The organism is Undibacterium sp. TC9W, assembly GCF_049339865.1.
Lineage (GTDB): Bacteria > Pseudomonadota > Gammaproteobacteria > Burkholderiales > Burkholderiaceae_D > Undibacterium.
On sequence record NZ_JBMPPJ010000019.1, the window covers coordinates 73,473 to 88,150 of the forward strand.

The window sequence follows — 14,678 nt, forward strand, 5'->3', positions numbered from 1 at the left end:
ATAGGCTTTGACAGAAAACTGCCAGGCAAGTGCATTTGCATGGCTGTTCCACAGTATCAATAAAAATAAGTGTCTTTGCGTGTTATGGGCACAAAAAACTGAAAACACCACTCCCCCTGCCCGGCAGCATTCGCTTGTTGCCGGGCTTTTTTGCCTCTAAGGCCTGGCTCTTCTTTATTCCTTTGTTTTCACTTTCATCAATCCATCAAATTCAACCCGGAGCTTTTATGTCTGCCGCAGAAAAAACCGATGTACTCAAACCAAACCGGCCAGCCCTGAAACTGGTCAAGACAAAGGAACTCAGCCGGAACGACTGGCTTACAGTCCGCAAGCAAGGCATAGGTAGTAGCGATGCGGGTACTGCCGTAGGTCTGAACCCCTATCAGTCGCCACTGGAATTGTGGATGGTCAAGACTGGCCGAGATGCTGGCTTGCCCAAGATTGATCCAAATGACGAAACCAGTCCTACCTACTGGGGATCCCTGCTGGAACCCATAGTCGCAGCCCACTACACCCGCCGCACCGGTAACCGGGTGCGCAAGATCAATGCTGTGCTACAGCATCCAGATCCTGACAAGTCCTGGATGCTGGCAAATATTGACCGGGAAGTGACTGGTGCACCGGAGGTGCAAATCCTCGAATGTAAGACAGCCGGGGAATTCGGTGTCCGGCTGTGGCGGGACGGTGTGCCTGAATACATCGTCTGTCAGGTCCAGCATCAGCTTGCTGTCACTGGCAAGGCCGCTGCTGATGTCTGTGTGCTGGTATGTGGGCAGGAAATCAGGATTTACCGGATTACCCGTGATGATGAGTTGATTGCCAGGCTGATAGAGCTGGAAAGACAGTTCTGGCATTACGTGGAAACCGACACGCCACCACCAGCGGACGGCTCAGAATCAGCGGATATGGCTTTACGTTGTCTATATCCCCATGACTCTGGCAATCATCTTGACTTCACCACTGACACAGAAATGTCAGCCCTCTTTGCAGATCTGGTCAATTTGCGGGCGGATATAGAGAATCGGGAGGAACTGGCGGCTTTGCTGACTCAGCAAATTCAGCAGCGCCTGGGGAACGCTAGTACGGCGTGCTTTGATAGCGGGCGTGTCAGTTGGAAGCGATCTAAAGACAGTAAGCGTCTTGATGTAGAGAAGCTATTGCTCGATCAGCCAGGTCTATTGCAACAGTATCCATTGACCAGGCCAGGCAGCAGGAGATTTTTGCTGACGCCAAAGACCATGAATAGTGATACCGATTCTGGGCAATAACCCAAAGTACCAGCCATCAGTAACAAGTCAAACCAATCCATAGAGCCTGATTCCGTATGTCGGAACAGGCTTTCTTTTTTATTTCAAGGAAACATCATGATTAAAGGACTTGCAATCACGCCACCGATCTTAGGGCGTATTTCCATAGGCAGTGTCGTTGAGAAGAATGGCAAGCGCCTGCCAGTGAAAGAAGATTTTTTCACGATCACTTCGCAGGTGCAGGGACGCAATGGCTGGGTCAATCACCCACTGGATGAGGAGCTGCGCAAGAAAGCTGGGGTGGACAAGCTGCGCTCAATCCCAGTGAGAGTTCTGTTCAATGAGCCTGAGTTGAACTTGCGGGCGGAATACAGCATGTTTGACAGACAGACTGGGCGACCTCTATGCGTGGGGAACGGGGAGACTTGCAAGCGGTTCACAGACTCAGGGATGCAAAGCCTGCCCTGCCCTTCGCCGGATGGCTGTGAGCTGGCTAAGAATGGCGCCTGCAAGCCGTATGGTCGCCTGAATGTGCAGATCGGGGATGAGGATGAGCTGGGGTCGTTTATTTTCAGGACAACGGGATTTAACAGCATTCGTACCCTGGCGGCAAGGCTCAGTTATTACCAGGCGGTGTCAGGAAACCTGTTGGCTTGTTTGCCGCTAGAACTGAGACTCAGAGGTAAAAGCACCACCATGAGCCATCGGTCTGCGATCTATTACGTGGATTTAACTGTGCGGGAAGGTATGTCGCTGGAGGCGGCGATAACTCAGGCGAGGGATACGGATCAAAGGCGCAGGGAGTGCGGGTTTGATCAGACTGCATTGGATGGGGCTGCGGTGCAGGGGTTTGCCAATGGGGCCTTTGAGGAGAGTGCAGAGGAATCCTTGGAAACGCTGGAGGAATTTTATCCTGAGTCTGGCGATGCTGAATCCGCTGAATCTGCTGTCTCTGCTGCACTATTTGACAGCACGGCTGCGGGCAAGCCGCTTGCGGCACTAGTCAGGTCCAAACCCAGTCTGGTGGACAAGCTGGACAAGAAACTTGGTTCGCCACCTTCTGCCTTGCTCACTCGGCCTTAAGGCGTGCGTCTTTAAATCAATAAATGATCAATGAATTCTAGGAGAAGATTCCATGACAGACATGGACATAACAGATTTTAATATCGTGGATGACGCGACGCCGTTTTTTGCGCCGGTGTCATCTGACCTGATTGATGGTCTGCTGGCGCAATACAACAGTATGCGCCAGCGTATCACCCATATTGCCGGGATGATTGATGGTGAATTGTCGGCGGCCATGGAGTACTTTCTGGACGGGAATGGCGATGAACACAACCGCTTCAAGCCCAGTGTCCAGAAGCTGTTTAATCCTGCCGGTGCGATTGCTGCCTTGAATGCTGCATATTGGTCGAAGACACTTGCAATGACGGATGTGTTGAGTGTGATGCCGCAAAAGCGTCGTGATGAATGGAACAAGATCATCAGTGAGATGACATCCCCCGATTTCACGGCTGAAGCAGTCCGCCCTACTATCGGTGATTTGCTGGCATCTCGCCAGAAGTTTTTTGCTGAGCGGGTGGAGGGAATATTCCGGGGCTTGTCCGGGGAGCATGTGACGAACTCGCCTGCGGGCTTTAGCAAACGGATGATTATTGGTTATGTCACCAGTGAGTGGAGTACCAATACCAGCAGGGCCGGGCTGATCAATGACCTGCGTGCGGTAATCGCGAAGTTCATGTTCAGGGATGAACCTAAGTGGAATGCGACCTCGGGAATTGTCAGCATGGCAAGGCAGCGTCATGGTGAGTGGCTGATCCTCGATGGTGGTGCATTGAAGCTGCGTTGCTACCTGAAGGGAACAGCGCATCTGGAGGTTCATCCTGAGATGGCCTGGCGCTTGAATCAGGTGCTGCATTCTCTCTATCCTCAAGCGATTCCTGCACAGTTCCGCAAGAAGCCGGTGAAGCAGGAAAAACACTATCAGTTGATGAACCGGCCATTGCCATTTGCTGTTATTGAGGTGCTGTCTGAGTTGCGGGCTAGCCGACACAATCCGCTGGAGTTTCAATTCAGTTATCAGCATTGCCTCTCTTCACCTGCCAAAGTGGAGGCAATCAGGGTATTGCAATATCTTGGAGGGGCCATCAATAAAAAGGGGAATGTCGAATTTGATTTTAAGCTGGATGGCGTGCTCAATGAAGTGATTGCCAGTGGCTGCCTGCCTGACCGGGCGACCTATCAGTTTTTTGCGACTCCGGCAGAGATGGCAAAAGATGCGGCAACTGAGCTGGGTATCAACGAGGGGGACTTTTGTCTAGAACCGAGTGCAGGTACAGGGAACCTGGCCTTGCACTTGCCCAAAGAGCAAACACGCTGCGTCGAAATCAGCAGATTGCATGCACACATTCTTGCAGAAAAGGGCTTTAACGTCTTGCAGATGGATTTCCTGGAGTATGCCAGAACAACGACGGAGCGCTTTGACAGGGTGCTGATGAACCCGCCGTTTTCTGATGGGAGAGCGCTTGCTCATCTGGAGGCGGCAGCAGGTCTGGTGAAACCGCAGGGGCGAATTGTGGCAATACTGCCTGCGTCAACGAAAGGGAAGGATGTACTGCCGGGTTGGAATCTTAACTGGGTGCGAGTTTATGAGAATGAGTTCGCGGGGACCAATGTTTCGGTGGTGATGATGAGCGCAGAGAGAAAGTAAAAATTCAATATCACGACCTGGCTATAACCCGGCATCAATAAACAGATCGGAGGGCTTGCATTGAAACGCCTTAGCGATTTTAACCAAATTCAAAAATGTAACGTTTCTCTCTCCACGCTCAATTTTCCCCATATGCGAGCGATCTATTTCTGCGTAATCAGCCAAAGCTTCTTGCGATAGCGCGAGGGCAACCCGCCGCGCACGGACAGCCGCACCTAGCTGAACCAGGTAATTGTCTTTATCAAGTTTTCCAGAAACTCTTGCCATGGTTTCCATGATCGCGATATGATGCTCAAACGACCACGGCATTTACGACCCATTTTAGTATTACGGCCAGAGACATCAAGTCCCTAGAATTCAAAAATCTTTATCAAGAAGCAACGACATTCACCGAATTACTATCTGAAACAGCACACCTTCATTAATTAACGAAAGAGAAAATCACCATGAGCAAATCCGAAAAATGCCCAGAATGCAAAGGAAAAGGTGTCATCCCCTGCCCTATGGAATATGGCGATGACGAACATCCCAGTAACTGCCCTGTATGTGCAGGCGACAAAAAGGTACGCGTCCCCTGCCCTGAATGTGAAGGCAGCGGCAAGGTGTAGCCGACTTAATCAGCCTTATTCCACTTAACCATGACCAGGAGATAGTCACCATGAGTGAAAGCGAAGAAGAAAAGAAACGCAGTTATTTCAATATGTCTGCCGCCGTCGACGAATTACGCTTCGAGTCATTTGGCAAGCGAGAGAAGGCAGTAGCCGGTCTCAAAATCTTGGGCAAGGGATTGTTTAACGCCGTGAAATACACCGCAAAAGAAGTACTGCCAGCCGTCACCAATGCTGCTGCGACATCAACGGCAAGGCAGGCAGACAAACAATTAAAAGACCCTGATCTCAGTGACGCACAACGTGCAAAGCTGGAGGGCATTCGTTCAAAAGCATCTGATAAATCTAAAATCTAGTCTTACCGGGGAGCTGCGCATCTCAACTGCGCTGGCTCCGAATTCCCCGATACCCACACCAGCTCGCCGTAGTTTAAAATCACAATTTTCCCGCCCTCCCCACTTCATTGAATTTGCCAAAAAATTTGCGTCAAATTGCGTCAGCTTTTGGAGGCATCCATGCGGCCGCAAACGTAAGCCGGGCTTGGTCCTAACTGGTGACGCATATTTGAGTCAAAAGCGATCTATTTAGCGGGCAGGCGTGGTGGGGGGATGTCTGCGCGCCAGGGGACTAAATGGTTTTTGATGATTGAATTGGCTGCTGGACGATATGGGAGGGCGCACCTTCGATGCATTGGTCTATCGCCAGCGAGTTCATGGTTACCGCTTATGGAAGGCAAGAAGCAGATGCCATTGTTGTAGAATATGCACAATCAGGGCTACATTGCGCCGCACATGCGGTCGAAGGAACGTAGCTGATTCTATAAACACATGTTCAAATAGGAACGCCGAGTGCAACGACTAAAACATTTTCTCGCATTTTTCGGCCTCTTTGGCTTGGCCGTATCTGCATTCAGCGCCAACGATACCCTATCCCCGTTTGCCGTAGTTAACGTTGATATTGGATCCGGGGAAGTACACTATGTAACCATAGTGCCGCAAAAAATCATATTTTCCACGGGGCTGATACCACAAGCCATTGTCGGGCAACTACTTCAGCCTAACGGAAAGATTGCTCCTGAAAATTTTGCCCGAAATTCCGTTTTCGTCGAATACATGCATGACTTCATTCGTCGTGAAGGCGCAAAACTCCCACAAATTAAATCCCAGGCTGAGAAGATTAAGAACGGTAAATTTGATCTAATGGACTTGCGTCCCGGCCCTCCAAGCTCAGAGAACATAATTGGCGTTTTCAATGTGCAAAATGGCAAGATCATCTCCTATGAGCGTAATAGAGATCATAGAATTTTGTCCAACAATGGTTTTTTCAGACTTCCATATGGCATAGAAATGAAGTTGATTGAAGAGCTCAGTGCTGAGGCGAAACGTAACGTCCCACAAGCTAAAAAGGTAGGCTAAGGCTTATCTCACATTTCAATCACTTACATATCGCAATGACCGACGAAGAAAAATATCTTTCTGGGATGAATTTGGAAAGTCTTTCACCGCAAGCTATACAAATATATATTGCGCTCGCTCAATCCAACAGTGGCGCCCCGATCACCCAGTCATGCCTGGACTGCAACCAGCTACTGAATGTGGAAGCACTGAGTATAAATAATGGCATTAGACCGTGCGCTTGGACAATTTCCTGCCCATGCGGCAAATGCAATACAACTTTCCGAGCGCTTTAAATGGCAGAACTTCTTTGGTAAGCCAGATGGTAAAGTATAATTTTTCATTTTTTTGGGACGGCTGCTCCGCCCCACAATTCAGACGTTAGGCATACATATATGTGGGAAGGTCAATCAACTTCTAGGCTGTCGCAGCGATTGGCAGGTGTTGCGCTTGCGGTTGTTTCGCTCCCGTTCGCTTCGCTCGGTGCTGTCGGCGTATGGCTCTGTATGGTTAGGGATGAAACGACTTTAGCAATTAGCGCCACTATGACGATCGCGCTACTGGTTGGTATCTTGGGGCTAACAATCGCATATCGAATTTTTTTCGGAAGAGGAGTTCGTCAGGGCGGTGGCGTCCTATCTCCCTTCGCTTTTCGAGTCGGTGGCTTTGTGTTTTTAGCATTTGCAGCATTCTGCACTTACGACACCTTTGTCGATGGTAAGTCTATGAATGTCGTGGTTGTTTTTTCCTCACTGTTTATTGCCTTTATTTTCTTTGTTGCTGCTCGGCACCGAGGTGCAATGCGCTCTATTAAGTAAGTGTCTTAACGATCTTGCAAGGTAGAAGAAAGATCACCGCTAAATAGAATTTTTCTTACTTACCAGATATCCGCAAAATCCGCTGTTCACGCTCAAAATCATCCCGACAATCCCGATCACAAAACAGTGTATCGGGTGCCACCGGCTCATCACAAAACCGGCAAGCCCCCGTACACCGCATACGTACCCCGCCCCGCGCATGCGCAATCGCCGAAGCAATAAACGTCTCGACATTTTTATCTGACATATCCGCAACATCACTCATTTCGTTTTACCTCCCTCATTACCCAATGAATATGGCGTGAAGCGGATCACCTCCTCGCCCAGCCATTCGTTACACTCCCTAAACCGCGCCTGCAGCGGCTCCAGCTCATGCATAGAAAACACCTTGGCCGCTTTCTCTACATCCCCGAACCCGCCCGTATTGTTCGGCACAAGCCCCAGCAATTGAGGCGGTACCCGGTGCGCGGCCAGCATGTCATCGCGTGTAACGTTCTTGATGCTGAAGAATTCATCCTTGGCCGCCACCTCAGAAACCGGCAATATCTGGATGCCGTCCTTCTTGCCGTTGGGCGCATACATGAACACATTGCGGAAATTGCCCGGCCCCTTGCTGTCACGCAGCGCCTGGCGCATGTTGTCGACATCGCTTTGATTCTGTGCCGGGTCTGTCATATACAAGATGAAGCCAGCGTGTGAACCGTTCTTGTAATACTTGCGCCTGAACAGCGTCGCCGCCTCATTCAACCAGGCAGAGTGCAAGGCACTCAAATACTCAGGCAGTCCGTACACCTCCTGGTTAATATCTGGCTCCATCAAATGGAAAATCGCGCCAGACTCAAATACATGATCTTCCTGCCAGCCAGCGCCCTCACCATGCTGCTGCAACTGCTCGAATCCGCAGGCGAACAACCCCTCGCCCCCCCGAGGCCTACACGCCCTCCTCTCCCCCGTACAACAACGCCTCCTCACCACCTGGAACCATCTGTCTGACTTGATTTGATCTGATCTGCCGCAAACATCAACCACATTTCACAATGTGCAATTTGCGTCAACTCTTCACGGTCTCGTAATATTTTGCAAACTAATTTACTATTTTCTATGCGCGCACAACGAATCCAATTAATTAAAGGAAAGAACATGCAAACTCAGATTATTTCTGTCCCATTTTATGAAGACATGCTGGCAATGATCGGCAAAGACAACGAGCCTATGGTGGCGATGAGGCCCATCGTTGAAAACATGGGGCTGGATTGGAAAACACAGCATGAAAAGCTAAATGAGCGCTTTAAATCAGTTGTGGGTCAAATGCCCGCGACTGGTTCTGACGGCAAAACCTATGAAATGACATGCTTGCCGCTGCGCAAATTACCTGCCTGGCTATATTCGATCTACCCCAACAAAGTCGCCCCAGAACTCAAAGAAAAAATCATCCGCTATCAAAACGAATGTGACGACGTCCTTTGGGACCATTGGACGCAAGGCGGTACAAAATCCGGTGTAGTACAAATCCAGATGCTCGCGCCACGCGAGCCAGCGCCGCAAGCCGTTGGCAACTATTCCATACGGCTCAAGATGCGCGACATATTGACCATGCAGCAACAATGCCGCGACCGCATGCGAGAAATCGAAAAAACAGAAAGCCCGGCCATACGCGCTGGCCTCTTTGAACAATTACGCTTTATTGCCGACCAAATCGGCCACGAAGTGCCAGACCTTAACCACTTCGCCTTCCCCAAGCCCGCACCCCTTCCCCTGCCTGTTGAACCTGTCAAACTGGCCCCAGCACCCAGGCCCAGGCAGCCAGTCAGCGTCAACCAGTTTTGGGACATCGTCAGACAGCTCGAAGAATCAGGCATCGCCCTTAACCATAGCCGCCTCGCCCACCGCATCGCCATCAACCTGCCCGAAGTCGCAGAACTGGCCGAACAACACAAGCTCCGCATGCCCGACATGGCCGTCCTGCGCAAATCCATTAAAGATAGCAAAGACCCCGCATTCATCGAAGCCACAGACGTCAGCAGCATCTTGCGCAAAAAACCCGTCAAGTGCCATGTATTCGACGCGCAAGGTTATTCATTGAAAAATTAAACAGGACACCACCATGCCAACCACCACCAAACCCCTGACCACCAAAGAACGCCAGCTAGTACAAGCCGCCCACCAGGCCGCCCTAGCCAAACTAAAAACCTCCACCCACCCTGTAAAACGAATGTGCTTGCTTGAAGAACTAAAAGACTGGTGCGCCTTGCTGGGTTATCCAGTGCCAATACACTCAAAAAATTGAAGTGCTAAGCTATTTATCGGTCGAGACGATGGTCTTTGTTGCAAGGGGCGCTTTGAGCGCATTCGCAACAACACAAAAATACACTCGACGTGGGCTTGATAATATTGGGGTCACCCTTATTTACTTTGCGCAGAAACACAATTTTCGTGTTTCTGTGAAACCTTTTTATGGGAGTAAAGATTGAAAACAAACCATTTTTTTAAACATGACGATAAAGACTATGAAGTTCGCATCATCGAAGCAAACGACGCTGTTCACGTTAAAGTTTTTTGTGATAACAAGCCAGCAAACGGTTATAGCTATCAAGTTTCTTTGATGACGAAATTCAGCGCGCTTCTTAGTAGCTTGGAATTTAACCCAGTACAACACTTGATTAACACTGCAATTTCCGATGTCAAGAACGGTAATTGGGAGCGCTATGTAGCAGCCGCTACTTCAAAAAACTGATACTCATACAGTCAACCTAATGTAATCAGTTTAAACGAGAACTAAGATTCAGTAACTGGATCAAACAAATCTCAGCCGCGAAGTATTGCGCACTAATCAAACTCAGCTTTAGCCTAAATCCCTTCCAGATGAGAAAAAACATAACGAGTTGCTGTAGGGTCAGCAACTCACTCATTATTTAACGCAAAAAAGTAATTTATCTTGCTCGGTTCTAAAACTGAGTATCCGCAATACCACCTCAAATCCTTTTTCTATCTTTATGGCATTATGTGCCGAGCATTTTTTGGAAAAAATGCTTACGATTCCATGTATGACTTGCAAATAAAAGAAGCTGCGAATAATTGGTTTACTTGATAGAATCTTGCCCCACCCTTCACTATTTTTTGAACTTTCAAAAGCAAGGAACGCATGATGAAGGGGGCAGATTTCGTCTGATTTTTCGTTTAATCAATGTAGAAATCTTTTCTTAAACATTTTCAAATACCAATACTCCCAAACGAAGTTTTTTATACTTTTACATTCTGAACGACGCGTAAACATATACGAAGTTAGGAGCCAAAAAATGGCACAAGTTTCTGGTTTTGTAGAACTCGAAATTACATACAATGATGGTCAAGTCGAATTTGATCAAATTGACGGCAGTGAATTTGGCCTCGAAGAGGGCGGTGACCATATCAAAGACAGGGATGATGGAGAGATAGCAGTGGGCTATCTTTTTATCGCTTTTCGTGACGCATTTGATGTGATATTGACAGCAAGCTACCACGGCGGCAATCACATAGATGGCAATTTAATAATTCGCCCAAAAGATTATGAATCCTACAATATCAGCGCAGTAGTAGTAGCCAATGATCAATTGGAAATCGAAAATCCGTAATTAATTTAAGACGTTCAAATTTTACCTGAACATATTTTGCAAAAATTCCCCATAGAGAGCCAAAATAAATAAAGACTTCGATAGTCTTAATTCTGAGATGTCTCGATTAACCAAGTCCAGGAACGCATTTCCAAGCGACCTGCCTACAAACCACCACTTTCGCCTAAACGTAGAAATCCGGCTGGTTGCTATCTGACATAGCAACCCCTCCCCGCGTGACTGGCTAGCCCGGTCACGTCACCATAGTCGGCATGGAATTCACCCTTGCCGACCTCTCCCGCCGCCTGCAAAATCTCGTCCGCTTTGGCACCATTGCTGAAGTAAAGCACGGTCGCGTACCGCAAGTGCGCCTGCAAATTGGCGACATTAAAACCGGCTTCTTGCCCATGGCAACGGCACGCGCCGGCAAAACAAAGACATGGAACCCGCCCACCGTTGGCGAGCAATGCGTTTTGCTTTCGCCCTCCGGTGAATTTGCGGGCGGCGTGGTTTTGCCAGGCATTGCCAGCAACCACAATCCAGCACCAGACACCAACCCAGACAACACCCGCACCGAATACCCAGACGGCGCGACGGCTGATTACAACCACGCAGAGCATCACTACATCATCACCTTGCCAGCAGAGGGCAAGTTTAGTTTTGTCGTGGGCAATACCACGCTGGAACTGCGCAACGATGGCGTGACCTTGCGCACGCCTAAATTTGAGGGCGTCAAATCATGAGTCACGGTATCGCCGTAAAAGCCCTGGACCGCGCAGGCGGCCCGCACCGCGCTGGTGGGCAAGACTTCTTTGCCGTTGATGGCGCGCCTGTCGTGCTGCTTGGTGATCGCATCGTCCCACATGGACCGGTACCGCACGCTAACCCGGTGATGGTAGAGGGTTCCTCCTGGATGACATTGAACGGCATCCCCGCATGCCGCGCCGGGCAGAAGCTGGCTTTGACTCCCACTTTGTGAAGCCATTAAAGTTACAGCAATTCATTCTGGTCATAGAAGCGCTACAAGCAGCCTGAGAAATCAAATGCAATCAGGGCAAGCTGGTGACAGTAAACCCGGATTTTTTTTACTGCCCTGGACAATGGCGGAGCCGTGATTGGCTATCGGGATTTGCGGGTAAATCCATCCAGAATTTGTTGAACTTGACTCAACTCAAAAGGCTTGGTCAATACATGGCATGGGAAATTAACGTAGGTTTGTATATGAGCACCATGACCGGATGAAAAAATAATATGCATGTCCGGTGCGTCTTCTACTGCTTGCTTACCAAGTGCAACACCTGACATCTTGGGCAAATTAATATCTGTCAACAACACATCGTACGATCGTTCCTGTAGCAATTCCAAAGCCCTTTCGCCACTACCTGCTGGAGTAGGATGATGACCAATCAAGTAAAGCATTTCGCAAAGCATTTCCAGCAAATCCGGGTTGTCTTCCACAACCAGAATATGCAAACCTGACTCTACCTGGCTGCCGGTCTCAGTACCGGGTGAGGTTTCATGTTCATTCTCGGGGATTGAATTTATCATTATTATTTATCTCAGCTGAATCGCCCTGTCCGAGCCTCCACTGCACATCCGAGTCAGAGCGGTATAAGTAATTATTTTATTTTTGATTATTTTAAAATAGACAGCATGCATAGTGACTGTTGCCCTGACTGTTGCCGCAATAGTGTTAAGCCATCTTGTTCACTGATGAAATGTTACTTACAAAAATGATTATTCCCTAGCAGTGAAATCTTAAAATACTGTCGGACAAACCCTACAAACACTTACGATTCACTTGCCCGGTTTGTTGCAATAAACCGTTCTAAATAATCAAGCTCTATAGGCTTGATCATATGTGCATTAAAACCTGTGCTCTGGCTGCGTTCTTTATCATGCTGCTGTCCATAACCAGTCAATGCAATCAGCCGTATTGCGCTGCCACCAGGTAATTCACGAATGGCTTTGGCAAGTTCATAACCGTCCATGCCTGGCAAGCCTATGTCAAGAATGGCAAACTCCGGCATCTCGAGTTTTACTTCGGTCAGTGCCTGTACAGGATCATAGACTGCCCTGACCTCATGCCCCATGGCCGAAAGCAATTCAAACAGGGAATCAGCAGCATCGCGATTATCATCCACAACGAGAATACGCGCCTTGGTACCGGAGGGTACATGAGCCTGCTTCTCTTGAGGCTCTGCTACTGCCACCGTCAGCTTATGTGGCAAACTGATGGTAAAGCTGCTTCCCAAACCATCACCCGGGCTTTCGGCCTGCACACTGCCATGATGCAGCTGCACCAGATTGCTGACCAGTGCAAGGCCTATTCCCAAGCCGCCATCAGACCGGTCTACGCTCCTGCCACCTTGCACGAAAAGATCAAAAATATTTGGCATCAGACTGGCGGAAATACCGACGCCATTGTCGCTGACACATATCTTGACTTCATCGTCCTTGTGATAAGTCACCAATGAAATTTCACCACCGTCGGGCGTGTATTTTGCCGCATTGGTCAGCAGGTTAGCGACGACCTGGGCCAGGCGTGCCGGATCACCTACCCAGGTAATGGGTGCGACATCGAGCGTCAGATGGTGATTTTTTTTCTCCAGCAAATGGCTGGCCATCTCCAATGCCTTATTCATCACGTCGCGCAGATTGGTTGCAACCATCCTGAGCTGCACCTTACCGCTGGTAATTCTTGAAACATCCATCAGGTCATCGACCAGACGCACCAGATGATCGACCTGTCGCTGGATAACAGCCTGCTCCTTGCTGACCGTAGGGTTACGCATTTTCATCAACTCAAGCGCAGTCACTATCGGTGCCAGGGGATTACGCAGTTCATGGCCCAGCATTGCCAGGAACTCATCCTTGGCGCGGGAAGTTACATTGAGATTGTCATTCAAGCGTTCGATCTCTGTACGGGCCAGCACCTGGGATGTAATGTCAATCGTAATGACCATCAAGCCATGCACCTTTTCATCGACACGGCGTATCGGTGCCAGGTTGTAAATATAATAGCGGTCTTCAGGCTCGCCGCCATATAAACTGATGCGTACTTTGGTTTCTTCAGATACAAAAGGACTGCCCTCCCTGAAAACCTGCTTGAATCTTGCGCGTACTTCTGAGTCAAGCAATTCCGGGAAAACCTGATCAAAACTATGTCCCACTACCATCACTTCCGGGCGGCCAATAATTTTGCAGTAAATAGGATTAGCCAGCTGAAAAACCAAATCATCCCCCAGCATGATCGCTGTTCCTACAGGAGCATCGAAAAGCAGGCGATCTCTTTCAGCCGCCGCAAAATCACGGGCCAGCAAACTTTCCATATGTGTGAGCGCACGACAAACGACAGCAGTAAATTCATGCAGGAATTTGCTGTAAGCAGCATCAAACGGCAAGCGCTGCGACAATTCAAAAGTCAGTGAGCAATCATGATGGAAATGGAGTTCAAGCGCATGAATACTGAAATGCGTGTCCTTGTTGAGGCCGGCGGCATCTTCCTGATTGACGGCCACGGCCAAAATGTCGGCAGTATTCTCGGCAGCTACAGCACTGACAGTCTCAAATATTTCTGCGCGGCTTTTGCAAAACGTCAGTCGCTCTGTCAGGGAAGACAAGGTACGTTGCCTGCGTTCAGCCAGAATCCGCGATGTAGTCTCGGTGCACACGACCAGCGTGCCTGCAATACGGTCGTCGTCGCCATAGACGGGTGTATAGGTATAAGTCCAGTACACATCTTCCATGCGCGAATTGCGCCAGATAGGAACCAGATTGTCTTCATACCAGTGGGCCTCGCCACCATTCATGACATGGCTTATCTGCGGCCAGATGACAGGCCAGATTTCTTGCCAGCATTCCTCCCCTGCCTGACCTAATGCAGCTGGATGCTTTCCGACACCGAAGCTCGGTACATAGGCATCGTTATATATCTGGATCAGTTTTGGCCCCCACCATAAAAACATGGGGTGCACAGAATTCATGACGATTGCCACTGTGGCTTTTAAGGCTGCTGGCCAGTTGCTGATAGAGCCAAGTTCTGTCCTGGACCAGTCAAACGCCCTGACTGCATCGCGCATAGGCGTCCCGCTGCCAATGAACGCCCACTTTGGATGGGTGTTCAAAAGAACGCCAGAAGCATCTGCGTTGTCATTCTGTGTCGGGGACATACTCGGTCCTGGAAATTGGTAAGCAACAACATTGTAGCGCTATCCTTACCGGACAACATTTACATCTGCGGGACATGAGTAATTAGCTCTAAGCGTTAACATGTATTGGGTGCCAAGGTTAACGCGATTTTGCTGTATT

The 14,678-nt window shown here is 49.2% G+C and carries 16 protein-coding genes and 1 pseudogene; 13 read left to right on the forward strand and 4 right to left on the reverse strand.

All coding sequences use genetic code 11. The annotated features are described in order from the left end of the window. Window positions 1–227 precede the first annotated feature (227 nt). The 3 genes from ACO0LN_RS22650 (at window position 228) to ACO0LN_RS22660 (ending at window position 3,957) form a co-directional block, all read left to right on the forward strand. Window positions 228–1,268 (forward strand): YqaJ viral recombinase family protein, encoded by a 1,041-nt coding sequence (locus tag ACO0LN_RS22650; protein ID WP_422977712.1) that lies wholly within the window; start codon window positions 228–230, stop codon window positions 1,266–1,268. A 96-nt stretch (window positions 1,269–1,364) separates the two neighbouring features. Further along, window positions 1,365–2,330, forward strand: coding sequence for a hydrolase or metal-binding protein (locus ACO0LN_RS22655; RefSeq protein ID WP_422977714.1), 966 nt, complete (start codon window positions 1,365–1,367; stop codon window positions 2,328–2,330). Between the two features lie 52 nt (window positions 2,331–2,382). Further along, window positions 2,383–3,957: a DUF4942 domain-containing protein gene (locus ACO0LN_RS22660; protein ID WP_422952346.1), complete on the forward strand. Its 1,575-nt coding sequence runs from the start codon at window positions 2,383–2,385 to the stop codon at window positions 3,955–3,957. Window positions 3,958–3,978: 21 nt separating this feature from the next. Here ACO0LN_RS22660 and ACO0LN_RS22665 read toward each other — a convergent pair whose 3' ends face one another. After that, window positions 3,979–4,224, reverse strand: coding sequence for a helix-turn-helix domain-containing protein (locus ACO0LN_RS22665; RefSeq protein WP_422952409.1), 246 nt, complete (start codon window positions 4,222–4,224; stop codon window positions 3,979–3,981). 179 nt (window positions 4,225–4,403) lie between these two features. On the opposite strand from ACO0LN_RS22665, the gene ACO0LN_RS22670 reads away from it, so the two are divergent. The 4 genes from ACO0LN_RS22670 to ACO0LN_RS22685 all read left to right on the forward strand — a co-directional run bounded on the left by ACO0LN_RS22670 (window position 4,404) and on the right by ACO0LN_RS22685 (window position 6,777). Further along, on the forward strand, window positions 4,404–4,565 hold the full coding sequence (locus tag ACO0LN_RS22670; protein ID WP_422952347.1) for a hypothetical protein: 162 nt from the start codon (window positions 4,404–4,406) through the stop codon (window positions 4,563–4,565). Between the two features lie 50 nt (window positions 4,566–4,615). Beyond that, complete coding sequence (locus tag ACO0LN_RS22675; protein WP_422977716.1) at window positions 4,616–4,921, forward strand: hypothetical protein; 306 nt, start codon at window positions 4,616–4,618, stop codon at window positions 4,919–4,921. A 492-nt stretch (window positions 4,922–5,413) separates the two neighbouring features. Continuing rightward, complete coding sequence (locus ACO0LN_RS22680; protein ID WP_422977718.1) at window positions 5,414–5,980, forward strand: hypothetical protein; 567 nt, start codon at window positions 5,414–5,416, stop codon at window positions 5,978–5,980. Window positions 5,981–6,354: 374 nt separating this feature from the next. After that, window positions 6,355–6,777 (forward strand): hypothetical protein, encoded by a 423-nt coding sequence (locus ACO0LN_RS22685; RefSeq protein ID WP_422977720.1) that lies wholly within the window; start codon window positions 6,355–6,357, stop codon window positions 6,775–6,777. A 261-nt stretch (window positions 6,778–7,038) separates the two neighbouring features. Here the strand turns inward: ACO0LN_RS22685 and ACO0LN_RS22690 are convergent. After that, a pseudogene (locus ACO0LN_RS22690) lies at window positions 7,039–7,641 on the reverse strand (phage portal protein); the annotation flags it as partial. Between the two features lie 276 nt (window positions 7,642–7,917). On the opposite strand from ACO0LN_RS22690, the gene ACO0LN_RS22695 reads away from it, so the two are divergent. From ACO0LN_RS22695 to ACO0LN_RS22720, 6 genes are all read left to right on the forward strand, one after another. Then, the gene (locus ACO0LN_RS22695; RefSeq protein WP_422977722.1) at window positions 7,918–8,868 is read left to right on the forward strand and encodes a phage antirepressor N-terminal domain-containing protein; all 951 of its coding nucleotides are present in this window, start codon (window positions 7,918–7,920) and stop codon (window positions 8,866–8,868) included. Between the two features lie 13 nt (window positions 8,869–8,881). Beyond that, window positions 8,882–9,064: a hypothetical protein gene (locus tag ACO0LN_RS22700; protein ID WP_422977724.1), complete on the forward strand. Its 183-nt coding sequence runs from the start codon at window positions 8,882–8,884 to the stop codon at window positions 9,062–9,064. Window positions 9,065–9,244: 180 nt separating this feature from the next. Beyond that, window positions 9,245–9,511, forward strand: coding sequence for a hypothetical protein (locus ACO0LN_RS22705; protein ID WP_422977726.1), 267 nt, complete (start codon window positions 9,245–9,247; stop codon window positions 9,509–9,511). Between the two features lie 562 nt (window positions 9,512–10,073). Then, a complete protein-coding gene (locus tag ACO0LN_RS22710; protein ID WP_422977728.1) occupies window positions 10,074–10,388 on the forward strand; it encodes a hypothetical protein in 315 nt (104 codons plus the stop codon). A gap of 251 nt (window positions 10,389–10,639) precedes the next feature. Beyond that, entirely contained in the window at window positions 10,640–11,110 is a 471-nt protein-coding gene (locus ACO0LN_RS22715; RefSeq protein ID WP_422977730.1) for a phage baseplate assembly protein V, read from the forward strand. Beyond that, window positions 11,107–11,346, forward strand: coding sequence for a hypothetical protein (locus ACO0LN_RS22720; RefSeq protein WP_422977732.1), 240 nt, complete (start codon window positions 11,107–11,109; stop codon window positions 11,344–11,346). The genes ACO0LN_RS22715 and ACO0LN_RS22720 overlap by 4 nt, the downstream gene beginning before the upstream one ends. 140 nt (window positions 11,347–11,486) lie before the next feature. Here the strand turns inward: ACO0LN_RS22720 and ACO0LN_RS22725 are convergent, their stop codons facing one another. Continuing rightward, window positions 11,487–11,915 (reverse strand): response regulator, encoded by a 429-nt coding sequence (locus ACO0LN_RS22725; RefSeq protein ID WP_422977734.1) that lies wholly within the window; start codon window positions 11,913–11,915, stop codon window positions 11,487–11,489. Window positions 11,916–12,157: 242 nt separating this feature from the next. Then, complete coding sequence (locus tag ACO0LN_RS22730; protein WP_422977736.1) at window positions 12,158–14,539, reverse strand: ATP-binding protein; 2,382 nt, start codon at window positions 14,537–14,539, stop codon at window positions 12,158–12,160. Between the last annotated feature and the right edge of the window lie 139 nt (window positions 14,540–14,678).